Genomic DNA, 24,723 nt, shown 5'->3' with positions numbered 1-24,723 from the left:
ATCTCACGGTCTGAGTCACAAACCGTGAGCCAGGTGACGAGGAAGTTAACGAAGCGGCAGATAGATATCCGTCAGCAGCTCATGTTCCGCCACCTCATTGACGAAATTCAGGTACTGGAAGAAGACCGGAAAATCGCGCAGCGTCTCGCTGCTGGCCGGTAGCCATTCGCGGAATAAATACCACACGCTCTCCGGGAGGCTGTCGAGCGATCCCTGATGGCGTACCACCGCGCAGAGCCCGCCAGGAATCTCGCTATTCACCACGCCAACGTCATTTTCGGCTATCGGCTGGTGGACGCTGCCGCAGATATCAAAGCGGAATTGATCCGGCGGCGTCGTCTGCGGGTCGTGCCAGGCAATACCAAAAGTTTGACTGCTGGCAATCGGCGACTGGCCCGTTTCGCGCCGCCATGCAATAAATTTCGCCGCGCTGGCGTTGACCTTATCCGGATGCCCCAGATGCGTCAGCATCGCGACGCGGGTAGGTGGAAATTCAACGATTTTTACGTCCATGACATGCTGCTCCTGTAACGCAAGTTTAGGAACGCGTTGGTGCCAGGCCAGCCAGTCCGGCGATTGCCGAAACCGGCGCGGGCTTTGACCAAACGCGGTTTTGAAAGCACGTGTGAACGACTCCGGATTCTGGAACCCGGCATCCAGCGCGATATCGATAACTTTATCCTGCGGGTTAAACGCCAGCTGCCATGACGCGCGGCGCAAACGCAACCACTGGATATAGCGATAGAGCGGAAGCCCGCTCCAGGCGGTAAACTGCCGATGAAAATGAAACGGCGAGCTGTGCGCCATCCGGCTTAACGCCTCAATCGACAGAGGCTCATCCAGATGACGCTCAATGTGGTCGCAAACGCGCCGCAGACGTTCGGAATAAGCCGCGCTGATCAGGTCATTCATCACTGCCTCCTTGTGGCCTATTCTGCCCACCGGGCGGCTGTGAATCCTGACCGATCTTGCGCAATGTGGGATTACGGATTCACTTTACGAATCTGTTTTACGTCGATTTCGACAGAGTTCCAGTCTTTATCCACTTCGCCCTGAATTTCAACGGTATCCTGCGGGGTTACGGTCAGGCCGTTCCAACGCTTGTGGTCAATATCCACATTGATAGTACCGGTCGCATCTTTAAACACATACAGGTCGTCGGAAATGCGCTCGACGATATTCCCGCGCAGCGTTACCCACGCATCGTCACGCAGCGATTTAGCGCTCTCTACCGTCGTGCTGCTGCCGTTCGGGCCGACAAATCCGCCGCCTTGCGTTTGCGTCGCCGATGGGCCGGAGAAACCGCCCTGCTGAGCCGCCAGAACCGGGGTAGAACACAGTGCCATAACGGCAACGATTGCAGCTAATTTTTTCATGATTACTTTTCCCTTTCATGTCGTTTCAGATCCATTTAATAAGGTAATCCTTAACAACTTCTTAAGGCAAAAAAAGAATCTTTTTTTCTGTACATCGCCTGCGGCGACAAGGTTAACTGACGATAACGCGAGTTACCGCAAGGAAGAACAGATGCGAATTTTACTGGTAGAAGATGACACACTTATTGGCGATGGCATAAAAGCGGGCCTGAGTAAAATGGGTTTCAGCGTCGACTGGTTTACCGAGGGACGTCCGGGCAAAGAGGCGCTTTACAGCGCGCCTTATGATGCGGTTATTTTAGATTTGACGCTGCCAGGCATGGACGGACGGGATATTTTGCGCGAATGGCGCGAAAAGGGTAAACAGGAACCGGTACTGATCCTGACGGCGCGCGACGCGTTAGCAGAGCGCGTCGAGGGGCTACGTCTGGGCGCCGATGACTATTTATGTAAACCTTTCGCGCTCATTGAGGTCGCCGCCCGTCTGGAGGCGCTGGTACGCCGCGCCAGCGGTCAGGCCAGTAGCGAATTGCGCCACGGCCAGGTGACGCTCAATCCAGGCAATCTCGTCGCGACGCTTGCCGGCGAACCGCTGGCCTTAAAACCAAAAGAGTTCGCGTTGCTGGAACTCTTACTGCGCAACAAAGGTCGCGTGCTGCCGCGCAAGCTTATTGAAGAGAAGCTGTATAACTGGGATGACGACGTGTCCAGCAATGCAGTGGAAGTCCATGTTCATCATTTACGCCGCAAGCTCGGCAGCGAATTTATTCGCACCGTGCACGGCATCGGCTACACCCTGGGTGACGCATGAAATTGACGCAACGTCTCAGCCTGCGCGTCAGGCTGACGCTTATTTTCCTGATTCTGGTCTCCATCACTTGGGCAATTTCCAGTTTTGTGGCCTGGAGAAAGACGACGGATAATGTCGACGAGCTGTTTGACACACAGTTGATGTTGTTCGCCAGACGGCTTAGCACCCTCGATCTTAACGAGATCAACGCCCCGCAGCGCATGGCGCATACGCCAAAGAAATTAAAACATGGGCATATCGATGACGATGCGCTGGCGTTCGCCATCTTTTCCGCTGACGGCAAAATGTTGCTGCATGATGGCGACAACGGCCAGGATATTCCGTATCGCTATCGCCGGGAAGGTTTCGACAATGGCTATCTGAAGGATGACAACGACCTCTGGCGTTTTTTGTGGTTGAACTCGGCGGACGGTAAGTATCGTATCGTCGTCGGTCAGGAGTGGGATTACCGCGAAGATATGGCGCTGGCGATCGTGGCGGCGCAATTAACGCCGTGGCTGATCGCCCTTCCCTTCATGCTGCTGATTTTATTGCTCCTGCTTCACCGCGAGCTCAGACCGTTGAAAAAACTGGCGCAGGCGCTACGCTTCCGGTCGCCGGAATCGGAAACGCCGCTCGACGCCAAAGGCGTACCGAGCGAGGTTCGCCCACTGGTCGAAGCGCTTAATCAGCTTTTTAGCCGCATCCACTCCATGATGGTGCGCGAACGGCGATTTACCTCCGACGCCGCCCATGAATTGCGCAGCCCGCTGGCCGCGCTGAAAGTACAAACCGAGGTGGCGCAGCTCTCGGGCGACGATCCGCTATCGCGTGATAAAGCGCTGACCCAGCTCCATGCGGGGATCGATCGCGCCACGCGGCTGGTCGATCAGCTACTGACGTTATCGCGTCTCGACTCGCTCAATAATTTGCAGGATGTAGCGGAGATTTCGCTGGAAGAGCTGCTGCAGTCCGCGGTAATGGATATTTATCATCCGGCGCAGCAGGCGAATATCGACGTGCGTTTACAGCTTAACGCCCATGACGTCATACGTACCGGCCAGCCGCTACTCTTAAGCCTGTTAGTGCGTAACCTGCTGGATAATGCGATTCGCTACAGTCCGCAAGGCAGCGTCGTCGACGTTACCTTACATGCCCGCAGCTTCACCGTCAGAGATAATGGCCCTGGTGTAGCGCCAGAGATTCTGACGCATATCGGCGAGCGTTTTTACCGCCCGCCAGGCCAAAGTGTGACCGGCAGCGGTCTGGGATTATCAATCGTCCGCCGCATCGCTACGCTGCACGGCATGACGGTGTCGTTTGGCAACGCCGCGGAAGGTGGATTTGAGGCCGTAGTAAGTTGGTAACAGAGACTTTTGCCAAAAACGCAAAAGACTTTGCACATTTTGCTAATTTCACCGCACCGCCCGTGAGCGTAGAATCAGCAGCAAACGCATTTCTTGAGGACACAAAATGAGTAACATCCTGATTATCAACGGGGCGAAAAAATTCGCGCACTCCAACGGCCAGTTAAATGACACCCTGACCGAAGTTGCCGATGGGCTGCTGCGCGATCTGGGTCATCAGGTTAAGATCGTCCGCGCCGACAGCGACTATGACATTAAAGAAGAGGTGCAGAATTTCGTCTGGGCTGACGTGGTGATTTGGCAGATGCCAGGCTGGTGGATGGGCGCGCCATGGACAGTAAAAAAATATATGGATGATGTCTTTACCGAAGGTCACGGCACGCTCTATGCCAGCGATGGCCGCACGCGTTCCGATGCCGCTAAAAAGTACGGTTCCGGCGGTCTGGTGCAGGGGAAAAAATATATGCTGTCACTGACGTGGAACGCGCCGATGGAAGCATTTACCGAAAAAGATCAGTTTTTCCACGGCGTAGGCGTAGATGGCGTCTATCTGCCATTCCATAAAGCCAACCAGTTCCTGGGCATGGACGCGCTGCCAACGTTTATTGCCAACGACGTGATTAAAATGCCGGATGTTCCGCGCTATACCGCAGAATATCGCAAGCATCTGAGCGAAATTTTTGCTTAACTGGTCATCCTGGAATTAGAAGGAGTTAACCATGCTTACCGTCATTGCCGAAATTCGCACGCGTCCGGGCCAACATCACCGTCAGGCCGTCCTCGACCAGTTTGCGAAAATTATTCCAACCGTTCTTAAAGAAGAGGGGTGCCACGGTTACGCACCGATGGTGGATCATGCCGCGGGCGTGAGTTTTCAGACTCTGGCGCCTGACTCGATCGTGATGATTGAACAGTGGGAAAGCGTTGCGCACCTTGAGGCGCATCTGCAAACCCCGCATATGAAAGCCTACAGCGACGCGGTAAAAGACGATGTGCTGGAAATGAATATTCGTATTCTGGAATCCGGCGTTTAAGTTATTACCCTCGTCTGACGTCGCCCTGATGCGATGCGCAAGTGTCGCCATCAGGCTGCGGCGTCATGTCGGATTCGCTTATCCGGCCTGCGGCATGCAGACCGGATAAAGCGTGCAACAACCGTTACACGTCGAGATCCGCGAGATCGCCTTTTTCCTGTAGCCAGTTGCGTCGATCTTCAGAACGTTTCTTTGCCAGCAGCATATCCATCATCGCGTTAGTACGCTGATCGTCTTCATCGCTAATGGTGAGCTGCACCAGGCGGCGAGTATTTGGATCAAGCGTGGTTTCGCGTAACTGCATCGGGTTCATTTCACCCAGGCCTTTGAAACGCTGGACGTTCGGCTTGCCTTTCTTACGCTTCAGTTGTTCCAGTACGCCCGCCTTCTCTTCTTCCGTCAGCGCGTAATAGACCTCTTTACCCAAATCGATACGGTACAGCGGCGGTAGCGCGACGTAGACATGACCATTCTTCACCAGCGCGCGGAAATGTCTGACAAACAGCGCGCAAAGCAGCGTAGCGATATGCAAACCATCGGAGTCCGCATCCGCCAGGATACAGATCTTGCCGTAGCGCAGCTGACTCAGATCGTCGCTGTCCGGATCGATACCGATCGCCACGGAAATATCATGCACCTCTTGCGAGGCCAGCACTTCATCGGAAGAGACCTCCCAGGTGTTAAGGATCTTACCTTTGAGCGGCATGATCGCCTGATATTCGCGATCGCGCGCCTGCTTGGCGGAACCGCCTGCCGAATCCCCTTCCACAAGGAACAGCTCGGTCCGATTAAGATCCTGCGCGGTACAGTCCGCCAGTTTCCCCGGCAACGCCGGACCGCTGGTGAGCTTTTTGCGCACCACTTTTTTTGCGGCGCGCAGTCGCCGCTGCGCGCTGGCAATCGCCATCTCTGCCAGTTGTTCCGCCGCCTGCACGTTCTGGTTCAGCCACAGGCTGAAGGCATCTTTCACCACGCCGGAAACAAATACAGCACATTGACGCGACGACAGACGCTCTTTGGTCTGCCCGGCAAATTGCGGGTCCTGCATTTTCACGGAGAGCACATAAGCGCAGCGATCCCAGATATCTTCCGCCGACAGTTTGACGCCGCGCGGCAGAATATTGCGGTATTCGCAAAATTCGCGCATCGCGTCGAGCAGGCCCTGGCGCAGACCGTTGACGTGCGTCCCCCCCTGCATGGTCGGGATCAGGTTGACGTAGCTTTCCGTCAGTAATTCACCGCCTTCCGGCAGCCACAATAGCGCCCAGTCAACAGCTTCCGTTTCACCGTTAAAATTACCGATAAACGGCTTTTCCGGCAGCGTCGGCAGGCCGTTTACCGCTTCGCCCAGATAGTCGTTCAGACCATCCTGGTAGCACCAGCGCTGCTCGCTGTTATTCACTTCATCTTTAAAAGTGATTTCCACGCCGGGACACAGCACCGCTTTTGCTTTCAGAACGTGCATTAAGCGAGAGACAGAAAAACGCGGGCTGTCGAAGAAACTTTCGTCCGGCCAGAAATGCACGCTGGTGCCAGTATTACGTTTACCGCAGGTGCCGACAACCTGCAAATCCTGCACTTTTTCGCCGTTTTCAAACGCGATGTTATAGACCTGACCGTCGCGGCGCACGGTCACTTCCACGCGCTTTGACAGGGCATTCACTACCGAAATCCCCACCCCATGCAGACCACCAGAGAACTGATAGTTCTTATTGGAGAATTTACCGCCGGCATGAAGCCGACAGAGGATCAGTTCTACCGCCGGAACCCCCTCTTCCGGATGGATATCCACCGGCATCCCGCGTCCGTCGTCAATCACTTCCAGCGATTGATCGGCATGTAAAATGACATCCACGCGTTTGGCGTGACCTGCCAGTGCTTCATCCACACTATTATCAATTACTTCCTGACCCAAATGGTTGGGACGGGTCGTATCGGTGTACATCCCCGGGCGGCGGCGTACCGGCTCAAGCCCAGTGAGTACCTCAATGGCATCAGCGTTATAAGTTTGCGTCATGGTTTAATTAGCAATTCGAATTGATTGTCAGCAACTGTGCAGTCCAAGAAAATCGACAATCTGGTTGAAATAATCTTCGAAGCCCGTGAATGCGTGATTACCCCCCTCGGTCACTGTCTGACGGCAGGAGGCGTAATATGCCACCGCCTGGCGGTAATCCAGCACTTCATCGCCCGTCTGTTGCAGTAGCCAGATCAGGTCCGGCGCTTCCAGCGGGTCAATCTGCATGACTTTAAGATCATAAATATGGCGAGACTCTAGCACATATTGCTGCCCGGTGTAGGGGTTCTCGTTCTGACCGAGATAGTCGGTCAGTAATTCAAAGGGCCGCACGGCGGGATTCACCACCACAGCCGGCAGCATAAAACATTGCGACAGCCAGGTGGCGTAATAACCACCCAGCGACGATCCTACCAGCCCTAATGGCGCACCGCCATGCTCAAGCACGAGAGATTCCAGCAACTCCGCCGCATCGGCAGGATACGGCGGCAGCTGAGGGACGATCATCTCAACATGCGGATGACGCTCCGCCAGCCAGTTTTTTAGCTGGCACGCTTTTGCCGAGCGAGGGGAACTGTTGAATCCGTGCAAATAGAGAAGCGTAGACATCAGTATCCTTCCGAAGCGGTATCGGGTCGGAACCGGGTATCCTGCAGGCGATGCACTTCCGTCTCCAGGACGCCGTTCGCCTGGAGCTCCAGCGTACGCCAGCCCGGCGCGATAGTATCCAGCGTAAAGTTCGCGCAGTGCGGTTTGAACTGTACGCAGGTTGACGGCGACGCCAGCAGACGGCGACCGTTCCAGTCAAGATCCAGCTCCTGGTGAATATGTCCGCATAACAGATATTTTACACGCGGGAAATTCGCCAGCACGCTATCCAGCTCACCGGCATTACGCAAGCTGTGCTGATCCAACCAACTGCACCCTGCCGGCAACGGATGGTGGTGCAAAAGGAGCAATGTCTGTCTCTCTGGCGCATCGGCGAGCTTACGCTCAAGCCATTCCAGTTGGAACTCGCTCAGTTCGCCATGCGGAACGCCAAACACCTGGCTATCCAGCAACAAAATCTGCCATTGTTCACCGATTAACACGCGTTTAGCCGGGGAAATCCCCGCCTCTTGCAGCGCGCTGTACATTGCTGGCTGAAAATCATGATTGCCCGGTAGCCAAACGCAAGGCGCGCGAAAGCTTGCGATACCCTCAGCAAAATGCTGATAAGCCGCAGCGGATTGATCCTGCGCCAGATCGCCGGTGGCCACGATCAGATCATATTCATACTGTTGCGCCCGAATAGCCTCCAGCACGGCCTGGTAACTTTCCCAGGTATTGACGCCTAACAGCGTTTCATGCTTTTCGGCAAACAGGTGAGTATCTGTAATTTGTAAAATCCTGACTCGGGCCTCACCAGCCAGAGGTAGGGTTAACAGGCTTTCCAAATGGTGTCCTTAGGTTTCACGACGCTAATAAACCGGAATCGCCATCGCTCCATGTGCTAAACAGAATCGTAGCCAGTCGGCCAGAAACTGATTAATTTGATGCTTTTCGTCGCGTTGATGCAACTTTTTATTTGGATAATCATACCGCGCTTTGAAGCGAAAGATCTGCTGGCTTGAACACACTTCAGCCACCATCGCATCATGGTAGAGGCGCACCGTCAGCGACGGCAGGCTCCAGTAGGTGATGGCTGGTGCCGTTTGCTCGATCGTTACAAGCGTAGTGTATCGGGTCGATTCCACAATCGTTAACCGATATTGTACGTTGCCCACCTGATAGCTCACCGTTTCACCGGGGGCGTCATTGCGCGGCAGCAGGCGGCGCAATTGCGAAAAATTGGTTTCGCACAAACGCATCATTTCTGGGAAGTCAGGTGTATAACGCTTCATTTTTTCCACTCGTTTTTTAACTCTTGATGATGCAACTGAAGCCATTGCAAAGCGATGACTGCGGCTGCGTTGTCGATTCTCCCCTCTTCTACCCACTGGTATGCCTGTTCCCGGCTTACCACATGAACCCGAATATCTTCGTTTTCATCCGCCAGACCATGAATACCTGCCGCGGTCGTGGCGTCCACTTCACCCACCAGAATAGATGAGCGCTCGCTGGTTCCTCCTGGGCTCGCCAGGTAACTGATGACCGGTCGGGTGCGGCCCACGGTCAGCCCTGCTTCTTCCATCGCTTCCCGCCGGGCGACCGCCTCAATGGTTTCGCCTTCTTCTATCATGCCAGCGACCATCTCCAGCAGCCACGGCGTAACGCTTGTGTCATACGCGGCAATACGAATCTGTTCGACCAGCACCACCTCGTCGCGTTCAGGGTCAAAGGGTAGCAAGACGGCGGCGTGCCCGCGCTCAAAAATTTCGCGCTTTACCTCGCCACTCATTTCTCCGTTGAATAAACGATGGCGGAATCGATACACATCCAATGAAAAAAAACCGCGATAGCGCGTTTCCCGTGCAATAATTTCTACATCGCTTTTGGTGAAAGTAACTGGCAAGTTGTCTGATTTACGCATTGTGCTGCCCTGCTAGCAATAATGATTAAATGATGAATTTCAAGGGTGGTTGACTGCTGTTTTATCACCCTTGTGGTAAATTGGTGCCAATTAAGGCTCGTATGGCACGTAACGCCAACTTTTTGCAGTGGCGGATTCTGCTAGAATCAGCAATTATTTTTACAAATTGATCAGCGCTAAATACTGCTTCACAACAAGGAATGCAAATGAAGAAATTGCTCCCCATCCTTATCGGCCTGAGCCTGTCGGGGTTCAGCACACTAAGCCAGGCAGAGAACCTGATGCAAGTTTATCAGCAAGCACGCCTGAGCAACCCGGAATTGCGTAAATCCGCTGCCGATCGCGATGCTGCATTCGAAAAAATTAACGAAGCGCGTAGTCCTTTACTGCCGCAACTGGGTTTAGGTGCCGACTACACCTACAGCAACGGTTATCGCGATGCGAACGGTATCAACTCCAATGAAACCAGCGCTTCCCTGCAATTAACGCAGACGCTATTTGATATGTCGAAATGGCGTGGGCTCACCCTGCAAGAAAAAGCAGCAGGCATTCAGGATGTCACCTATCAGACCGATCAGCAGACGCTGATCCTCAATACCGCGAACGCGTATTTTAAGGTATTGAACGCTATTGATGTGCTTTCCTATACCCAGGCGCAAAAAGAGGCTATCTACCGTCAGTTAGATCAAACGACGCAACGTTTTAACGTGGGTCTGGTCGCCATTACCGACGTGCAAAACGCCCGTGCGCAATATGATACCGTACTGGCGAATGAAGTGACCGCCCGCAACAACCTGGATAACGCGGTAGAAGAGCTGCGCCAGGTAACCGGCAATTATTACCCGGAGCTGGCGTCGCTTAACGTCGAACATTTTAAAACCGACAAGCCTAAAGCTGTTAATGCGCTGCTGAAGGAAGCGGAAAACCGTAACCTGTCGCTGTTGCAGGCGCGTTTAAGTCAGGATCTGGCGCGCGAGCAAATCCGTCAGGCGCAGGATGGTCACCTGCCGACGCTGAATTTAACGGCCTCAACCGGCATTTCTGATACCTCTTATAGCGGTTCTAAAACCAACTCCGCCCAGTACGACGATAGCAACATGGGGCAGAATAAAATCGGCCTGAACTTCTCCCTGCCGCTGTATCAAGGCGGGATGGTTAACTCGCAGGTAAAACAGGCGCAGTATAACTTCGTCGGCGCAAGCGAACAGCTGGAAAGCGCGCACCGTAGCGTGGTGCAGACCGTACGTTCTTCCTTTAACAATATTAACGCCTCCATCAGCAGCATCAACGCGTATAAACAAGCAGTCGTTTCCGCGCAAAGTTCTTTGGATGCAATGGAAGCCGGTTACTCGGTCGGTACACGTACCATTGTTGACGTACTGGATGCCACCACCACTCTGTATGATGCCAAGCAGCAACTGGCCAACGCGCGTTATACCTATTTGATTAATCAGTTAAATATCAAATATGCGCTCGGTACGCTGAACGAGCAGGATCTGCTCGCGCTTAACAGTACGTTGGGTAAACCTATCCCGACGTCGCCGGAAAGCGTAGCGCCGGAAACGCCAGAGCAGGATGCTGCCGCAGACGGTTATAATGCCCATAGCGCCGCGCCGGCAGTACAGCCGACCGCCGCTCGCGCCAACAGCAATAACGGCAATCCATTCCGGCATTGATAAGTTATTCGCTGGCGCTGCGCTTATCAGACCTGTGCCCTTGTAGGTCTGGTAAGCGCGGCGCTACCTGTCATGAAGCCGCGCCTGAACGTAAGACAACGTAAAGATCCTGCTATTCCGCCGCATTCTCGCCTTTTCTCGCTTCAATTTCGACCAGTCATCCTCTATTCTGAAGGCATGTTGTATTTACCACTGGGTCCTGGAAGACAAATATGAAACGGACAAAATCCATCCATCACGCATCATTTCGCAAAAGCTGGAGCGCGCGGCATTTAACGCCGGTCGCCCTAGCGGTTACGGCTGTTTTTATGCTGGCTGGCTGTGAAAAAAGCGATGAAACCGTATCGCTGTATCAAAACGCTGATGACTGTTCAGCGGCGAATCCGGGCAAAAGCGCGGAGTGTACAACCGCGTATAACAATGCGCTGAAAGAGGCCGAACGTACTGCGCCTAAGTACGCTACACGCGAAGATTGCGTCGCTGAGTTTGGCGAAGGTCAGTGCCAGCAAGCGCCCGCACAGGCTGGCATGGCGCCGGAAAATCAGGCGCAGGCCCAACAATCCAGCGGCAGTTTCTGGATGCCGCTTATGGCAGGTTACATGATGGGGCGTCTGATGGGCGGCGGCGCAGGCTTTGCGCAACAGCCGCTGTTTAGCTCGAAAAACCCGGCCAGCCCTGCATACGGCAAATATACCGATGCGGCAGGTAAAAACTACGGCGCGGCGCAACCGGGCCGGACAATGACCGTACCAAAAACCGCGATGGCGCCGAAACCTGCCACCACAACAACCGTTACCCGCGGCGGTTTTGGCGAATCCGTCGCCAAACAGAGCACCATGCAGCGTAGCGCTGCCGGTACTTCAACACGTTCGATGGGCGGCTGATACGCATGGAAAGAGTCAGTATTACCGAGCGCCCGGACTGGCGCGATAAAGCGACTGAATACGGGTTTAATTTTCACACTATGTATGGTGAACCGTACTGGTGTGAAGACGCTTATTACAAGTTAACGCTCGCCCAGGTGGAAAAACTGGAAGACGTTACCGCCGAGCTGCACCAGATGTGCCTCAAGGTAGTAGAACGCGTCATCGCCAGCGATGAGCTGATGACGAAGTTCCGTATTCCAAAACATACCTGGGGTTTTGTTCGCCAGTCCTGGCAAACGCAACAACCATCGCTCTATTCCCGCCTCGATTTGGCCTGGGACGGCATCGGCGAGCCTAAGCTGCTCGAAAATAATGCCGACACGCCAACATCGCTGTATGAAGCGGCGTTTTTTCAGTGGATTTGGCTGGAAGATCAGATCAACGCGGGCAATCTGCCGGAAGGCAGCGATCAGTTTAATAGCCTGCAGGAAAAGCTGATTGAACGCTTTGCTGAACTTCGCGAGCAGTACGGTTTTCAGTTGCTGCATCTCACCTGCTGTCGCGATACGGTTGAGGATCGCGGCACCATTCAGTATTTACAGGACTGCGCGGCCGAAGCGGAAATCGCCACCGAATTTCTCTATATCGACGATATTGGTCTGGGGGAAAAAGGCCAATTTACGGATCTGCAGGATCAGGTCATTGCGAACCTGTTCAAGCTCTATCCGTGGGAATTTATGCTGCGCGAGATGTTTTCCACCAAGCTGGAAGATGCCGGCGTGCGCTGGCTGGAACCGGCCTGGAAAAGCATTATCTCCAATAAAGCGTTGTTGCCGCTGTTGTGGGAGATGTTCCCTGACCATCCGAATCTGTTGCCTGCGTATTTCGCCGAAGACGAACATCCGCCAATGGATAAATATGTCGTGAAACCGATCTTCTCCCGCGAAGGGGCGAACGTATCGATTATTGAGAATGGTAAAACGATCGAATCCGTGGAAGGCCCGTATGGCGAAGAGGGTATGATCGTGCAACAGTTCTATCCACTGCCAAAATTCGGCGACAGTTACACCCTGATTGGTAGCTGGCTGATTAACGATCAGCCCGCCGGAATTGGTATCCGTGAAGATCGGGCGCTGATCACCCAGGATCTCTCCCGCTTCTATCCGCATATTTTTGTCGAAGGATAGATTCTCCTGTAAGCCCGATGCGCGTAGCGCCATCGGGCAATCATTCAGCGCCTTATCCGGCCTACCCCACCTGCACCGACAACATACTTATACTGCCCATCTCAATACCGTCGACCGGGATGGTGATAGGTTCCTTGCCGTCCCAGGCGCCAAGTATATACAGCAAAGGTAAAAAGTGCTCCGGCGTCGGGTTCGATAATGCGCCCCCTTCATATTGCAGATAATTCACCAGCGGGTGCTGTTCTACCGGCCCCTGCCACGTCAGATTGGCTTTCACAAAGTCATTAAATGACGCCGCCCAGGGATACGGTTTATTGTCACCGTGCCAACGCACAGTCCGCAGGTTATGAACCACATTCCCGCTGGCCACCAGCATCACGCCTTCGTCACGCAGCGTCGCCAGCTTACGACCCACCTCAAAATGCCATGCCGCCGGTTTGGTACTATCAACACTAAGCTGCACCATCGGGATATCCGCATTCGGGTACATCTTGATCAATACGCCCCAGGAGCCGTGATCAAATCCCCACGCTTCTTTATCGAGCGCGACGGGAACGGGAGCCAACAGTTCAACCAGACGCTGCGCCAGCGCAGGCGATCCAGGGGCCGGATAATGCGTGTCATACAGCGCCTGCGGAAAACCGCCAAAATCATGGAGAGTTTGCGGCCTTTCCATCGCTGTGACGCCCGTCCCGCGGGTATACCAGTGCGCCGACACCACCACTATCGCCTGTGGTCGAGGCAGGGCTTCCCCCAATCGCCGCCAGGCGCGGGTATAATCATTATCGTCCAGCACGTTCATCGGGCTGCCATGCCCCAAAAACAATGCTGGCATACACGTTAAAGACATGATGTTATCCTTACAGGAAAGACATTTTGTTAACATCACCATACGCTTTCTTCACAGAGGAAGAACTCAGATAACTATGATGAAGATCATCAGTTATTTTGAAGGTCAGGTTCGGACGGCAAATTGATAAGGAGTAATGGATGTCAGTACCACTTATTCTGACCTTACTGGCGGGCGCCGCCACCTTTATTGGCGCGTTTCTTGGCGTTCTCGGCCAAAAACCGTCTAACCGCGTGCTGGCTTTTTCGCTGGGCTTCGCCGCAGGGATCATGCTGCTCATCTCGCTGATGGAGATGCTGCCCGCCGCGCTTGATACCGAGGGAATGTCGCCCGTACTGGGCTACGGGATGTTTATTATCGGCCTGTTGGGCTACTTCGGGCTGGACCGCCTGCTTCCTCACGCTCATCCGCAGGATCTGGTGCAAAAGAGGCAGCAGCCGCTTCCCGGCTCGATAAAACGCACTGCGATTTTATTGACGCTCGGCATTAGCCTGCACAACTTTCCGGAAGGGATCGCCACCTTTGTCACTGCCAGCAGCAATCTTGAACTGGGTTTCGGCATCGCACTGGCGGTGGCGTTGCACAATATTCCTGAAGGTCTGGCGGTTGCCGGCCCGGTTTATGCCGCGACGGGCTCAAAACGTACCGCGATTTTTTGGGCCGGTATCTCCGGCATGGCGGAAATTCTTGGCGGCGTACTGGCGTGGCTGATTTTGGGCAGTCTGGTTTCGCCAATCGTTATGGCGGCTATCATGGCGGCAGTCGCCGGTATTATGGTGGCGCTCTCCGTCGATGAACTGATGCCGCTGGCAAAAGAGATCGATCCTAACAATAACCCCAGCTATGGCGTGCTTTGCGGTATGTCCATCATGGGGCTCAGTCTCGTCATTTTGCAGACGATAGGTATCGGTTAAGAGAAACGTCGCGCCGGATGCAGGCCTTTAGCCAGGCAACATCCGGCTGCCCGTCAAGGATATGCGCTATTTCTGCTCATTCATCACGCTGTCGCCTTCGCTCGTCTGGCGAAAACGTTTCGTTCGCGCTTCAAGTAATGCATCTCTGTCTTGCCGAAACGCTCTGCAATAACGCTTCATATGGCAAATATACCCTACTACCACCAGAACGATTAATATTATCCAATACCAGGCAATAAACATCCTTTTTACCCTTAAAATTTAACATCACTAAACATTTAACGTTAAAATTTTACATACCCTTATTTTGACGTATTCATATACTGGCATATTTGTGGAACAAATAAATGATTTTGATCATATAAATCAGTGGTGAAACACAATAATGAAAGAGGTATTAAGCAGAAAACAATGTCGATAAGATCACACTTCGTACTAATTTATATTGTTCTTAAAATATCACACTCCTACTATCGACTCACTCAGGCAATTAAAAAATATTGATACAGAATATACTTTAAAATAAGTAACAGCATCATGACTTATATTTAAAGACCAATCATTTACCTCATTTATTATTCATAAAAACATAGTATATTCAGAAGTATTATATTTAGAAGTTGTATATAAGGAGATATATCCATGTTTGACCAATACCGGAAAACAATACTTGCCGGCGCCGTCGCACTGACATGCGGACTCACCGCAGCCAGTACGTTTGCCGCAGGTTTTCAACCGGCGCAGCCCGCAGGGAAATTAGGCGCAGTCGTTGTCGATCCTTACGGTAATGCCCCTCTCACCGCACTGGTGGAATTAGATAGCCATGTTATTTCAGACGTTAAAGTTACTGTACATGGCAAAGGGGAAAAAGGCGTTCCCGTTACTTATACCGTTGGGAAAGAATCTTTAGAAACCTATGACGGTATTCCTATTTTTGGCCTTTATCAGAAATTTGCCAACAACGTCACGGTAGAATATAAAGAAAACGGCAAAGCCATGAAGGATGACTATGTGGTGCAGACGTCCGCCATCGTCAACCATTATATGGATAACCGTTCTATTTCAGATCTCCAGCAAACGAAAGTTATTAAAGTCGCGCCAGGATTTGAAGATCGCCTTTATCTGGTAAATACCCATACCTTTACGCCGCAGGGCGCTGAATTTCACTGGCATGGCGAAAAAGATAAAAATGCGGGCATTCTTGATGCCGGTCCGGCGGGCGGGGCTTTGCCTTTCGATATCGCCCCTTATACGTTTGTAGTCGACACCCAGGGTGAATACCGCTGGTGGCTGGATCAAGATACCTTCTACGACGGCCACGATATGAATATCAACAAACGCGGCTATCTGATGGGTATTCGTGAAACGCCTCGCGGCACCTTTACCGCGGTACAGGGCCAACACTGGTACGAGTTTGACATGATGGGGCAAATTCTTGCCGATCACAAACTGCCGCGCGGGTTCCTGGATGCGTCTCATGAATCCATCGAAACCGTGAACGGCACCGTACTGCTGCGCGTCGGCAAACGCGATTACCGCAAAGAAGACGGCATACATGTTCATACTATTCGTGACCAAATCATTGAGGTTGATAAGTCTGGCCGCGTAGTAGACGTTTGGGATTTAACCAAAATCCTCGACCCTATGCGTGATGCGCTGCTCGGCGCGCTGGATGCGGGCGCAGTATGCGTGAACGTCGATCTGGCCCATGCCGGACAGCAGGCGAAACTCGAACCGGATACGCCGTATGGCGATGCGCTTGGCGTTGGTGCCGGTCGTAACTGGGCGCACGTCAACTCTATCGCTTATGACGCGAAAGACGACTCCATCATCCTTTCTTCCCGCCATCAGGGTATTGTAAAAATTGGTCGCGATAAGCAGGTGAAATGGATACTGGCACCGTCTAAAGGCTGGAATAAGCAGCTAGCCAGTAAATTGCTGAAACCGGTAGACGATCATGGTAAGCCGTTGACCTGTGACGAAAACGGCAAGTGTAAGGACACCGATTTCGATTTCACCTATACCCAACATACGGCATGGCTTTCCAGCAAAGGCACGTTAACGGTCTTTGATAACGGCGATGGTCGCGGCCTGGAGCAACCGGCTCTACCGACCATGAAATATTCCCGTTTTGTCGAATATAAGATCGATGAGAAGAAAGGCACCGTACAACAAGTTTGGGAATACGGTAAAGAACGTGGATATGATTTCTATAGTCCTATTACCTCGGTTGTTGAATATCAAAAAGACCGCGACACCATGTTCGGCTTTGGCGGTTCTATTAACCTGTTCGACGTTGGTAAACCCACAGTCGGCAAACTGAATGAGATTGACTATAAAACGAAAGAAGTGAAAGTTGAAATTGATGTGCTGTCGGATAAACCCAACCAGACTCACTATCGTGCGTTACTGGTTCATCCAACGCAAATGTTTAAATAAATCACGGGAAGGAATTAATATGTCATCTAAATGGATTACCTCTTTATTTAAAAGCGTAGTATTAACCGCGGCATTGGTCACTCCTTTTGCGGCATCGGCTTTTACCGAGGGCACAGATTATATGGTTCTGGAGAAACCGATTCCTAATGCGGATAAAACGCTGATTAAGGTATTTAGCTATGCCTGCCCTTTCTGCTACAAATATGACAAAGCCGTAACAGGTCCGGTTTCTGATAAAGTAGCCGATCTCGTTACGTTCACCCCGTTCCACCTGGAAACAAAAGGCGAATATGGCAAACAGGCCAGCGAAGTATTTGCAGTCCTGATCGCCAAAGATAAAGCTGCCGGGATTTCGTTATTTGATGCTAAATCACAATTCAAAAAAGCGAAGTTCGCCTGGTATGCGGCTTACCATGATAAGAAAGAGCGCTGGTCAGATGGGAAAGATCCGGCGGCATTTATTAAAACCGGGCTGGACGCCGCAGGCATGAGCCAGGCTGATTTTGAAGCGGCGCTGAAAGATCCTGCCGTTCAGGAGACTCTGGAAAAATGGAAAGCCGCCTATGACGTTGCCAAAATTCAGGGTGTTCCGGCTTACGTCGTCAACGGCAAGTACCTTATCTATACCAAAAACATCAAATCCATCGATTCTATGGCTGAACTCGTTCGGGAACTGGCCACTAAAAAATAAGCAGGGAAACGATTATGGATTTTATTAAGGGATTATGGCGAGACCTACGCGCAAGACCAGTAGATACGCTGGTGAGATGGCAGGAACAGCGCTTTCTGTGGCTGTTAATGGCCATCGCGATGGGAGGGTTAATTATCCTGGCGCACTCGTTCTTCCAAATCTATCTCTACATGGCGCCGTGCGAACAGTGTGTTTACATTCGTTACGCGATGTTTGTGATGGTAATTGGCGGGGTGATTGCGGCAATAAATCCCAAAAATATCGTGCTGAAGCTGATTGGCTGCATCGCGGCGTTTTATGGCAGCATTATGGGCATTAAGTTTTCTATTAAGCTTAATGGTATCCATCATGCGGTACATAATGCGGACCCCGATTCACTTTTTGGCGTGCAAGGATGTTCGACTGACCCGACCTTTCCTTTCAACTTACCGTTGGCGGAATGGGCACCGGAGTGGTTTAAACCTACCGGAGACTGCGGTTATGACGCGCCTATCGTCCCTGATGGCGTAACGCTCAGTAGCGTACAGCAGTGGTTTGTCGATCTCTACCAGCAGTCCGAAGGCTGGTATCTGCTTCCGCCCTGGCACTTTATGAACATGGCGCAGGCATGTATGTTGGCCTTTGGGTTGTGCCTGATTCTGCTGCTGGTGATGAGCGGCGCCTGGGCATTGAAACTGGCCAGAGGAAAATAACCTGAATAGATAAACCAAAGCAGAGGTCTGCATTCAGGCCTCTGCTTTTCTCACAATAATTTTACCATTCAGCTTATTCGTCGTTCTTTGAAACTGAACGATATGGCACCGAAGGAATACAAAAAAGCCGATGACATCTCATCGGCTTTTTTCAACCATGATCCGTTCGATCAGCTGGCTTTGCGCTCATGCGCCTGGCGGTAAGCCACCAGATCTTCAATCGTGACTACCGCCATATTATGCTGGCCTGCAAACGCGATACACTCCGGCGCGCGCGCCATCGTCCCATCGTCGTTAGTCAACTCGCACAGTACACCTGCAGGTTTAAAACCGGCCAGCGTCATCAGATCGATGGTCGCCTCCGTATGACCGCCGCGCGTCAGCACGCCGCCCGCCTGAGCGCGCAGTGGGAAAACGTGCCCCGGACGGTTAAGATCGGACGGTTTTGCGCCATCCTTAATTGCCGCACGCACCGTAGTGACACGGTCAGCGGCGGAAACGCCGGTGGTCACGCCTTCTGCGGCTTCAATGGTCACGGTAAAACCGGTACCGTAGGCGCTGGTGTTGTTTTCCACCATCATTGGTAAGTCGAGCTGCTTACGACGGTCTTCAGTAATACACAGGCAAACAATACCGCTACCGTGACGAATGGTTAACGCCATCTGTTCTACGGTCATCGTCTCTGCGGGGAAAATCATATCGCCTTCGTTTTCACGATCTTCATCATCAAGCACCATCACACCGCGTCCTTCACGCAGCGCATCCAGTGCAAGTTCAACACGTTCAAAAGGCGTACCAAAAGAGGAAAGTAGCGTCTGATTCATGGTAAAAAAACCTCATTAACATTATGGTTACCAGAATCAGGGCAGTCTTAGGAGTGCCGACAAGCGGCAAAAAAATAACGTGAGCGGGTCCATGCCCGACTGGATCGTTACCCTCTCCCATCCGGACTTTAACCGTCGGCCCCGGAATTACACCGGATCTGCTGACCTTTTCGCTATGGCAAAAAGCGCTCGCGGGCTTTCAACCTGCTCTCCGCGTTCCGTCACGGCGCGCCGTGATGAGAAATGCGTTAAACATCGCTGATTTACCGCCGGTGGGGAATTTCGCCCCGCCCTGAGAATAAGCGGGTTAACTATAACGCTATTGATTACCTTCATCAACGCCTTTACTCCGTATGACGTCACACAATTCTGGTTTATGGCGTCCACATATCGCACTACAATAAGAGCTAACACTTACCAGTTCAGGGAAACCACAATGATTGACCCGAAAAAAATTGAGCAAATCGCACGCCAGGTTCATGAGTCAATGCCGAAAGGTATTCGCGAGTTCGGGGAAGATATCGAGAAAAAAATCCGTCAAACGCTGCAATCTCAGCTGACGCGTCTCGATCTGGTGAGCCGCGAAGAGTTTGATGTCCAGACTCAGGTCTTGCTGCGCACCCGGGAAAAACTGGCGCTGCTGGAGCAACGCCTCAGCGAACTGGAAGCTCGCGACAAGCCTGAAGAAGTAAAACCTGCGCCCGCCATCCCGCCAGTCGATCCACAAGAGTAAAAACGTGAACGGGCCTGACGGCCCGCTCATATAAGATCTGAATAATGCCCTGCACCTGTAAAGGGAGCCTGCATTAGTGTTCTAATTCTAACCTTTTCGCCTGAGTCGCCTGCTGGCAGTAAAGCGCGTAACGCTTGCAAAACCAGTCGCGGTGCTCCTCGTCCATATTGCCGGTTACCGCCTGGATATCAACAGGACGCCCCTCCGCCTGCATTCTGGCAAAACTGCGCGCCAGAAAATCGAAATTATTTAATGAATAGACGTTATTGTTGTTCATCAGCATACCCTCCAGTTATTGAATTCTGTTAAGGCTATATGCTTTTTCTAATTTCAGTATTTCCCTATATGTACGGCGGTTTTATACATAACGTGCGCAAATTTAATGCGCAAAATCACAATATTCACCAAAGATAACGACGGATAAATCGCTTTTCGGACTTAAGGAGATATGGGTCACATGATATTGTAACGCAGTGAAATAACAAGCATGAAAATTATCACGCGAACACCCTTCTGAAGGCGGCGACAAGGATAGAAAATATGACCTTATTTGCGGAGTATAACAGCCCCTATCTGTTTGCCATTGCGTTCGTTTTCTTTATCGGCGTGCTGGAGATGATTTCTCTGATTTTTGGCCACTTTCTTTCAGGCGCGCTCGACGCCCATCTCGATCATTATGACGCCCTGTCATCCGGCCCTGCGGGCCAGGCGCTTCATTATCTGAATATTGGACGCGTTCCCGCCCTGGTCGTCCTCTGTCTATTGGCCGGTTATTTCGGCCTCTTCGGTATCCTCATCCAGCATGGCGGGATCATGCTCTGGCAAGTGCCGCTCAGCAATCTGCTGCTGGTCCCGTTGAGCATTGTCCTGTCGGTCTTTGCCGTGCATTACAGCGGAAAAATCCTCGCGCCCTGGCTACCCAGAGATGAAAGCTCCGCCCTCAGGGAAGAGGAATTTATCGGCGGCATGGCGATTATTACCGGCCACGCCGCCGTCGCCGGTACACCTTGCGAAGGAAAATTTACCGATAAGTTCGGCCAGATTCACTATTTACTGCTGGAACCTGAAAAGGGAAAAGAATTTAAAAAAGGAGACAAGGTGCTGATTGTCTGCCGACTTTCCGCAACGCGTTATTTGGCTGAGCGTACCTTCTATGTCTAATTGAGAGGAACTTACATAATGGATGATGTTTTTGGCATATTGCCATCATGGATGTTTACCGCCATCGTGGCGGTTATCGTCTTACTAATTATCGGGATCATTTTTGCTCGCCTCTATCGCCGCGCATCTGCGGAACAGGCGTTTGTCCGTACCGGGCTTGGCGGGCAAAAAGTGGTGATGAGCGGCGGCGCTATTGTGATGCCAATCTTTCACGAAATTATTCCGATCAATATGAATACCCTAAAACTCGAAGTCAGCCGTGCTACCGTCGACAGCCTGATCACCAAAGATCGTATGCGCGTTGACGTGGTCGTCGCTTTCTTCGTGCGTGTAAAGCCCTCTGTTGAAGGTATTGCCACCGCCGCACAAACCCTTGGCCAGCGAACGCTGTCGCCGGAAGATCTTCGTATGCTGGTTGAGGATAAATTCGTTGACGCCTTACGCGCTACCGCAGCCCAGATGACGATGCATGAGCTACAGGATACGCGTGAAAACTTCGTTCAGGGCGTACAAAACACCGTTGCGGAAGATTTGTCGAAAAACGGCCTGGAGCTGGAAAGCGTCTCCTTAACCAACTTTAACCAAACGTCCAAAGAACATTTCAACCCAAACAACGCCTTTGATGCCGAAGGTCTGACGAAACTGACGCAGGAAACCGAACGCCGCCGTCGTGAACGTAATGAAGTGGAACAGGATGTGGAAGTGGCGGTGCGCGAAAAGAACCGCGACGCGCTTGAGCGCAAGCTGGAAATCGAGCAACAAGAAGCCTTTATGACTCTGGAGCAGGAGCAACAGGTTAAAACCCGCACCGCCGAACAAAACGCTAAAATTGCCGCTTTTGAGGCCGAGCGCCATCGTGAAGCAGAACAGACGCGCATTCTTGCTGAGCGGCAGATCCAGGAGACGGAGATCGAACGTGAGCAAGCAGTACGGTCCAGGAAAGTTGAGGCCGAGCGTGAAGTACGTATTAAAGAGATCGAACAGCAACAGGTGACAGAAATCGCCAACCAGACGAAATCTATCGCCATTGCCGCCAAATCCGAGCAGCAATCACAAGCAGAAGCGCGCGCCAACGACGCGCTGGCCGATGCGGTTCGCGCCCAGCAAAACGTAGAAACCACCCGCCAGACCGCCGAAGCGGATCGCGCCAAGCAGGTCGCTCTGATCGCCGCGGCGCAGGATGCGGAAACCAAAGCGGTCGAACTGACCGTTCGGGCAAAAGCAGAGAAAGAAGCGGCAGAATTGCAAGCCGCCGCCATCATCGAACTGGCGGAAGCAACGCGTAAAAAAGGTCTGGCGGAAGCCGAAGCGCAACGGGCGCTGAATGACGCTATCAACGTGCTTTCTGACGAACAAACCAGCCTCAAATTTAAACTAGCGCTCTTACAATCGTTGCCTGCTGTTATTGAGAAGTCTGTTGAACCGATGAAATCCATCGACGGCATTAAGATTATTCAGGTCGATGGCCTCAATCGCGGCGCGACGGCGGGCGACGTCGCCGCTGGCGGCGCTAACGGGGGAAACCTGGCGGAACAAGCGTTATCTGCCGCGCTCACCTATCGTACCCAGGCGCCGCTGATCGATTCGCTGTTAAACGAGATTGGCATCGCCGGCGGCTCGCTAAAGGCGCTGACCACGCCGTTGGTTTCATCGGCAACGGATGAGATTAATCGCGAAGCAACGGTAAAAGAGCAATAACCCCCGCCATATCTCCTGTCCCTGGTCATAAGACCGGGGATTTTTTTATCTTTTTTCCACCTTGTCTGTACAAAGCGTTATGACCAGCAGGCCATTTTGCGTGGGCGATCCAGTAACGCAAAATCGGCGGGAGAAAGCCCTTGCGTCAGACAGACCACTCACCAACAATCGCGATGTCAGCAAGGGGCTGAAACGGGAAAGCCCCTCCCGAGGAAGGGGCTTTAATAAGGAAAGGGTTATGATGCACCAGGTCATCATACTGATTGTTCTGTTACTGATAAGTTTCGCAGCTTACTAACAGCCAATCAGAGGGGGGAGAGATCCCCTCTCACCCTTATTCCTTTACTTTAGGTCGAAAAAAAAGCAGCGTCAACCGCGAGATACGCGTCGAAACAAAATGTCCGACGCGCCTTCAAAATCAGCGCCCGCAGCGTCTGTAACGCCTGATGACGCGGTTTTACTTTTCGCTCTCGGTCTGGATCTTTTTGATGATATTGGTCGTGGAACAACCATCTTCGAAGTTCAGCACCATGACTTCGCCGCCGTTGGCCCAGACCTCTTCGCTGCCCGCGATCTCTTCCGGCTTATAGTCGCCGCCTTTTACCAGCAGATCCGGCAGAATACCGGCAATCAGTCGTTGCGGCGTATCCTCTTCAAAAGAGACAACCCAGTCGACTGACTCCAGCGCGCCCAGCACGATCATACGCTGTTCGAGCGGATTAACCGGACGGCTTTCGCCTTTCAGACGTTTAGTCGAGGCGTCACTATTGACCGCAACAATCAGGCGGTCGCCCAGTTTGCGCGCGTTCGCCAGATAAGAGACATGGCCCGCGTGCAGAATATCGAAAACGCCGTTGGTCATGACCACTTTCTCGCCACGCTTACGCGCGCTGGCGACGGCCTGTCTCAACTCCTCTTCGGTCATGACGCCGAAGCCGGTATCCGCGCGTCCGCGCACTGCGTTTTCCAGCTCAATAGGGGAAACCGTTGACGTCCCGAGTTTACCTACCACTACGCCCGCCGCCGCATTGGCGAAATAACACGCCTCCTCCAGGGTATTTCCCGCCGCCAGCGTCGCCGCCAGCACGCCGATCACCGTATCGCCCGCACCGGTAACATCATAAACTTCCTGCGCCTGCGTCGGCATATGTAGCGGCGCTTTATTCGGTTGCAGCAGCGTCATTCCCTGTTCGGAACGCGTGACCAACAGCGCGGAAAGGTCGTAATCGGCAATGAGCTTCATGCCGCGTTCAACCAGTTCGTCTTCGCTTTTACATTTCCCCGCGACCGCCTCGAATTCAGAAAGGTTTGGCGTCAGCAGCGTGGCGCCGCGGTAACGTTCAAAATCCGTTCCTTTCGGATCGATGAGCACCGGCACGCCCGCCTGGCGCGCCAGGGAAATCATAGTCTGCACGCTGGTCAGAGCGCCTTTGGCATAATCGGACAATACCAGCGCGCCGATCGATCCCAGCGCCTGGTTGATACGCTCATGCAACGGCTGCGGGTCCACCCCCTCAAAGCCCTCTTCAAAATCAAGACGAATGAGCTGCTGATTACGTGATAGCACGCGCAGTTTGGTAATTGTCGGATGCGTCGGCACAGAAACGAAGTCGCACTTCACATTGACCTCCGCCAACGTTTTGCTCAGCGCGCGCGCGGCGTCATCAATACCCGTCAGGCCGACCAGACGGGCGTTCGCTCCCAGAGACGCAATGTTCATCGCCACGTTCGCCGCGCCGCCCGGACGTTCCTCAACGGTATTTACCTTAACCACGGGCACCGGCGCTTCCGGTGAAATACGGCAAGTGGGGCCATACCAATAGCGATCCAGCATTACATCACCCACAACCATGACGCCTGCACGTTCAAACGCTGGCAGATTTACTTTCATTCCTG

The 24,723-nt window shown here is 52.7% G+C and carries 27 protein-coding genes and 1 riboswitch; of the genes, 15 read left to right on the top strand and 12 right to left on the bottom strand.

Features of this window, described 5'->3' with window-relative positions; translation table 11 throughout:
- Positions 1–45 precede the first annotated feature (45 nt).
- Together NA330_RS05395 and NA330_RS05390 are read right to left on the bottom strand one after the other, a co-directional pair.
- Positions 46–912, bottom strand: a complete 867-nt coding sequence (locus tag NA330_RS05395) for an AraC family transcriptional regulator (RefSeq protein ID WP_023242509.1) — start codon at positions 910–912, stop codon at positions 46–48.
- 71 nt (positions 913–983) lie between these two features.
- Complete coding sequence (locus NA330_RS05390; protein WP_000731552.1) at positions 984–1,376, bottom strand: YgiW/YdeI family stress tolerance OB fold protein; 393 nt, start codon at positions 1,374–1,376, stop codon at positions 984–986.
- A gap of 151 nt (positions 1,377–1,527) precedes the next feature.
- Here NA330_RS05390 and qseB point away from each other — a divergent pair, with 151 nt between their 5' ends.
- The 4 genes from qseB to NA330_RS05370 all read left to right on the top strand — a co-directional run bounded on the left by qseB (position 1,528) and on the right by NA330_RS05370 (position 4,567).
- The gene (gene qseB, locus NA330_RS05385; protein WP_001221574.1) at positions 1,528–2,187 is read left to right on the top strand and encodes a quorum sensing response regulator transcription factor QseB; all 660 of its coding nucleotides are present in this window, start codon (positions 1,528–1,530) and stop codon (positions 2,185–2,187) included.
- A complete protein-coding gene (qseC, locus tag NA330_RS05380; RefSeq protein WP_000779328.1) occupies positions 2,184–3,533 on the top strand; it encodes a quorum sensing histidine kinase QseC in 1,350 nt (449 codons plus the stop codon). Before qseB ends, qseC begins: the two co-directional genes overlap by 4 nt.
- 106 nt (positions 3,534–3,639) lie before the next feature.
- Positions 3,640–4,221, top strand: coding sequence for an NAD(P)H-dependent oxidoreductase (locus NA330_RS05375; RefSeq protein ID WP_000065416.1), 582 nt, complete (start codon positions 3,640–3,642; stop codon positions 4,219–4,221).
- 31 nt (positions 4,222–4,252) lie between these two features.
- On the top strand, positions 4,253–4,567 hold the full coding sequence (locus NA330_RS05370; protein WP_000958587.1) for a putative quinol monooxygenase: 315 nt from the start codon (positions 4,253–4,255) through the stop codon (positions 4,565–4,567).
- 124 nt (positions 4,568–4,691) lie between these two features.
- Here NA330_RS05370 and parE read toward each other — a convergent pair whose 3' ends face one another.
- Genes parE through nudF form a run of 5 tightly spaced genes read right to left on the bottom strand, consistent with a single transcriptional unit; the run spans position 4,692 to position 9,096 of the window.
- Positions 4,692–6,584 carry a DNA topoisomerase IV subunit B gene (gene parE / locus NA330_RS05365; protein ID WP_052894775.1) on the bottom strand — a complete coding sequence of 631 codons (1,893 nt, stop codon included), beginning with the start codon at positions 6,582–6,584 and terminating at the stop codon, positions 4,692–4,694.
- 27 nt (positions 6,585–6,611) lie between these two features.
- Positions 6,612–7,193: an esterase YqiA gene (gene yqiA, locus NA330_RS05360; RefSeq protein WP_000105725.1), complete on the bottom strand. Its 582-nt coding sequence runs from the start codon at positions 7,191–7,193 to the stop codon at positions 6,612–6,614.
- Positions 7,193–8,020 carry a 3',5'-cyclic-AMP phosphodiesterase gene (gene cpdA, locus NA330_RS05355; protein WP_000444734.1) on the bottom strand — a complete coding sequence of 276 codons (828 nt, stop codon included), beginning with the start codon at positions 8,018–8,020 and terminating at the stop codon, positions 7,193–7,195. The genes yqiA and cpdA overlap by 1 nt, the downstream gene beginning before the upstream one ends.
- A gap of 24 nt (positions 8,021–8,044) precedes the next feature.
- Entirely contained in the window at positions 8,045–8,467 is a 423-nt protein-coding gene (locus NA330_RS05350; RefSeq protein ID WP_000833404.1) for a DUF1249 family protein, read from the bottom strand.
- Positions 8,464–9,096: an ADP-ribose diphosphatase gene (gene nudF, locus NA330_RS05345; RefSeq protein WP_023195116.1), complete on the bottom strand. Its 633-nt coding sequence runs from the start codon at positions 9,094–9,096 to the stop codon at positions 8,464–8,466. Before nudF ends, NA330_RS05350 begins: the two co-directional genes overlap by 4 nt.
- Positions 9,097–9,296: 200 nt before the next feature.
- Here nudF and tolC point away from each other — a divergent pair, with 200 nt between their 5' ends.
- From tolC to NA330_RS05330, 3 genes are all read left to right on the top strand, one after another.
- A complete protein-coding gene (gene tolC / locus NA330_RS05340) occupies positions 9,297–10,772 on the top strand; it encodes an outer membrane channel protein TolC (RefSeq protein WP_001663008.1) in 1,476 nt (491 codons plus the stop codon).
- A gap of 212 nt (positions 10,773–10,984) precedes the next feature.
- Entirely contained in the window at positions 10,985–11,656 is a 672-nt protein-coding gene (locus NA330_RS05335; RefSeq protein WP_000831528.1) for a DUF1190 family protein, read from the top strand.
- Between the two features lie 5 nt (positions 11,657–11,661).
- Positions 11,662–12,825 carry a glutathionylspermidine synthase family protein gene (locus NA330_RS05330; RefSeq protein ID WP_000442833.1) on the top strand — a complete coding sequence of 388 codons (1,164 nt, stop codon included), beginning with the start codon at positions 11,662–11,664 and terminating at the stop codon, positions 12,823–12,825.
- Positions 12,826–12,886: 61 nt separating this feature from the next.
- Here NA330_RS05330 and ygiD read toward each other — a convergent pair whose 3' ends face one another.
- Entirely contained in the window at positions 12,887–13,675 is a 789-nt protein-coding gene (gene ygiD / locus NA330_RS05325) for a 4,5-DOPA dioxygenase extradiol (protein WP_023242507.1), read from the bottom strand.
- A gap of 140 nt (positions 13,676–13,815) precedes the next feature.
- Between ygiD and zupT the strand changes: the two genes are divergently transcribed.
- Positions 13,816–14,589, top strand: a complete 774-nt coding sequence (gene zupT, locus NA330_RS05320; RefSeq protein WP_000115874.1) for a zinc transporter ZupT — start codon at positions 13,816–13,818, stop codon at positions 14,587–14,589.
- A gap of 66 nt (positions 14,590–14,655) precedes the next feature.
- Here zupT and NA330_RS05315 read toward each other — a convergent pair whose 3' ends face one another.
- Positions 14,656–14,832, bottom strand: coding sequence for a hypothetical protein (locus NA330_RS05315; protein ID WP_000469259.1), 177 nt, complete (start codon positions 14,830–14,832; stop codon positions 14,656–14,658).
- Positions 14,833–15,231: 399 nt separating this feature from the next.
- Here NA330_RS05315 and NA330_RS05310 point away from each other — a divergent pair, with 399 nt between their 5' ends.
- The 3 genes from NA330_RS05310 to dsbI are packed head-to-tail and all read left to right on the top strand — an operon-like array spanning position 15,232 to position 18,411.
- On the top strand, positions 15,232–17,028 hold the full coding sequence (locus NA330_RS05310; protein WP_000460265.1) for an aryl-sulfate sulfotransferase: 1,797 nt from the start codon (positions 15,232–15,234) through the stop codon (positions 17,026–17,028).
- Positions 17,029–17,047: 19 nt separating this feature from the next.
- Complete coding sequence (locus NA330_RS05305) at positions 17,048–17,719, top strand: thiol:disulfide interchange protein DsbA/DsbL (protein WP_000096230.1); 672 nt, start codon at positions 17,048–17,050, stop codon at positions 17,717–17,719.
- A 14-nt stretch (positions 17,720–17,733) separates the two neighbouring features.
- Positions 17,734–18,411: a protein-disulfide oxidoreductase DsbI gene (dsbI, locus tag NA330_RS05300; RefSeq protein ID WP_000345576.1), complete on the top strand. Its 678-nt coding sequence runs from the start codon at positions 17,734–17,736 to the stop codon at positions 18,409–18,411.
- Positions 18,412–18,581: 170 nt separating this feature from the next.
- On the opposite strand, the gene ribB is transcribed toward dsbI, so the two are convergent.
- Positions 18,582–19,235 carry a 3,4-dihydroxy-2-butanone-4-phosphate synthase gene (ribB, locus tag NA330_RS05295; RefSeq protein WP_001076978.1) on the bottom strand — a complete coding sequence of 218 codons (654 nt, stop codon included), beginning with the start codon at positions 19,233–19,235 and terminating at the stop codon, positions 18,582–18,584.
- 105 nt (positions 19,236–19,340) lie between these two features.
- Positions 19,341–19,539: riboswitch (FMN riboswitch) on the bottom strand.
- 132 nt (positions 19,540–19,671) lie between these two features.
- Here ribB and ubiK point away from each other — a divergent pair.
- The gene (ubiK, locus tag NA330_RS05290) at positions 19,672–19,968 is read left to right on the top strand and encodes a ubiquinone biosynthesis accessory factor UbiK (RefSeq protein WP_000566824.1); all 297 of its coding nucleotides are present in this window, start codon (positions 19,672–19,674) and stop codon (positions 19,966–19,968) included.
- A gap of 73 nt (positions 19,969–20,041) precedes the next feature.
- On the opposite strand, the gene glgS is transcribed toward ubiK, so the two are convergent.
- A complete protein-coding gene (gene glgS / locus NA330_RS05285) occupies positions 20,042–20,251 on the bottom strand; it encodes a cell surface composition regulator GlgS (RefSeq protein ID WP_000928927.1) in 210 nt (69 codons plus the stop codon).
- A 257-nt stretch (positions 20,252–20,508) separates the two neighbouring features.
- Between glgS and NA330_RS05280 the strand changes: the two genes are divergently transcribed.
- The 3 genes from NA330_RS05280 to NA330_RS05270 all read left to right on the top strand — a co-directional run bounded on the left by NA330_RS05280 (position 20,509) and on the right by NA330_RS05270 (position 23,125).
- The gene (locus tag NA330_RS05280) at positions 20,509–21,129 is read left to right on the top strand and encodes an OB-fold-containig protein (RefSeq protein ID WP_001650725.1); all 621 of its coding nucleotides are present in this window, start codon (positions 20,509–20,511) and stop codon (positions 21,127–21,129) included.
- 18 nt (positions 21,130–21,147) lie between these two features.
- A complete protein-coding gene (locus NA330_RS05275) occupies positions 21,148–22,827 on the top strand; it encodes a flotillin family protein (RefSeq protein ID WP_000342879.1) in 1,680 nt (559 codons plus the stop codon).
- Between the two features lie 238 nt (positions 22,828–23,065).
- Positions 23,066–23,125 (top strand): type I toxin-antitoxin system Ibs family toxin, encoded by a 60-nt coding sequence (locus tag NA330_RS05270; RefSeq protein WP_001804776.1) that lies wholly within the window; start codon positions 23,066–23,068, stop codon positions 23,123–23,125.
- 159 nt (positions 23,126–23,284) lie between these two features.
- Here NA330_RS05270 and hldE read toward each other — a convergent pair whose 3' ends face one another.
- On the bottom strand, positions 23,285–24,718 hold the full coding sequence (hldE, locus tag NA330_RS05265) for a bifunctional D-glycero-beta-D-manno-heptose-7-phosphate kinase/D-glycero-beta-D-manno-heptose 1-phosphate adenylyltransferase HldE (protein ID WP_000867682.1): 1,434 nt from the start codon (positions 24,716–24,718) through the stop codon (positions 23,285–23,287).
- Positions 24,719–24,723: the final 5 nt, after the last annotated feature.

The sequence above is a fragment of the Salmonella sp. NW722 genome (assembly GCF_051702785.1).
Lineage (GTDB): Bacteria > Pseudomonadota > Gammaproteobacteria > Enterobacterales > Enterobacteriaceae > Salmonella > Salmonella enterica.
The sequence above is the reverse complement of the archived record's forward strand: the minus strand, read 5'-3'. Positions and strand labels throughout refer to the sequence as shown.

Excerpts from the sequence above, each read along its gene's own strand:
- NA330_RS05370 (WP_000958587.1), top strand. The coding sequence starts at position 4,253 with ATGCTTACCGTCATTGCCGAAATTCGCACGCGTCCGGGCCAACATCAC.
- zupT (WP_000115874.1), top strand. The coding sequence starts at position 13,816 with ATGTCAGTACCACTTATTCTGACCTTACTGGCGGGCGCCGCCACCTTT.
- NA330_RS05375 (WP_000065416.1), top strand. The coding sequence starts at position 3,640 with ATGAGTAACATCCTGATTATCAACGGGGCGAAAAAATTCGCGCACTCC.
- qseC (WP_000779328.1), top strand. The coding sequence starts at position 2,184 with ATGAAATTGACGCAACGTCTCAGCCTGCGCGTCAGGCTGACGCTTATT.
- NA330_RS05275 (WP_000342879.1), top strand. The coding sequence starts at position 21,148 with ATGGATGATGTTTTTGGCATATTGCCATCATGGATGTTTACCGCCATC.
- NA330_RS05305 (WP_000096230.1), top strand. The coding sequence starts at position 17,048 with ATGTCATCTAAATGGATTACCTCTTTATTTAAAAGCGTAGTATTAACC.
- dsbI (WP_000345576.1), top strand. The coding sequence starts at position 17,734 with ATGGATTTTATTAAGGGATTATGGCGAGACCTACGCGCAAGACCAGTA.
- yqiA (WP_000105725.1), bottom strand. The coding sequence starts at position 7,193 with ATGTCTACGCTTCTCTATTTGCACGGATTCAACAGTTCCCCTCGCTCG.
- nudF (WP_023195116.1), bottom strand. The coding sequence starts at position 9,096 with ATGCGTAAATCAGACAACTTGCCAGTTACTTTCACCAAAAGCGATGTA.
- ygiD (WP_023242507.1), bottom strand. The coding sequence starts at position 13,675 with ATGTCTTTAACGTGTATGCCAGCATTGTTTTTGGGGCATGGCAGCCCG.
- NA330_RS05390 (WP_000731552.1), bottom strand. The coding sequence starts at position 1,376 with ATGAAAAAATTAGCTGCAATCGTTGCCGTTATGGCACTGTGTTCTACC.
- ribB (WP_001076978.1), bottom strand. The coding sequence starts at position 19,235 with ATGAATCAGACGCTACTTTCCTCTTTTGGTACGCCTTTTGAACGTGTT.
- tolC (WP_001663008.1), top strand. The coding sequence starts at position 9,297 with ATGCAAATGAAGAAATTGCTCCCCATCCTTATCGGCCTGAGCCTGTCG.
- parE (WP_052894775.1), bottom strand. The coding sequence starts at position 6,584 with ATGACGCAAACTTATAACGCTGATGCCATTGAGGTACTCACTGGGCTT.
- NA330_RS05280 (WP_001650725.1), top strand. The coding sequence starts at position 20,509 with ATGACCTTATTTGCGGAGTATAACAGCCCCTATCTGTTTGCCATTGCG.
- NA330_RS05310 (WP_000460265.1), top strand. The coding sequence starts at position 15,232 with ATGTTTGACCAATACCGGAAAACAATACTTGCCGGCGCCGTCGCACTG.
- NA330_RS05315 (WP_000469259.1), bottom strand. The coding sequence starts at position 14,832 with ATGTTTATTGCCTGGTATTGGATAATATTAATCGTTCTGGTGGTAGTA.
- NA330_RS05330 (WP_000442833.1), top strand. The coding sequence starts at position 11,662 with ATGGAAAGAGTCAGTATTACCGAGCGCCCGGACTGGCGCGATAAAGCG.
- ubiK (WP_000566824.1), top strand. The coding sequence starts at position 19,672 with ATGATTGACCCGAAAAAAATTGAGCAAATCGCACGCCAGGTTCATGAG.
- hldE (WP_000867682.1), bottom strand. The coding sequence starts at position 24,718 with ATGAAAGTAAATCTGCCAGCGTTTGAACGTGCAGGCGTCATGGTTGTG.
- glgS (WP_000928927.1), bottom strand. The coding sequence starts at position 20,251 with ATGCTGATGAACAACAATAACGTCTATTCATTAAATAATTTCGATTTT.
- NA330_RS05395 (WP_023242509.1), bottom strand. The coding sequence starts at position 912 with ATGAATGACCTGATCAGCGCGGCTTATTCCGAACGTCTGCGGCGCGTT.
- NA330_RS05350 (WP_000833404.1), bottom strand. The coding sequence starts at position 8,467 with ATGAAGCGTTATACACCTGACTTCCCAGAAATGATGCGTTTGTGCGAA.
- qseB (WP_001221574.1), top strand. The coding sequence starts at position 1,528 with ATGCGAATTTTACTGGTAGAAGATGACACACTTATTGGCGATGGCATA.
- NA330_RS05335 (WP_000831528.1), top strand. The coding sequence starts at position 10,985 with ATGAAACGGACAAAATCCATCCATCACGCATCATTTCGCAAAAGCTGG.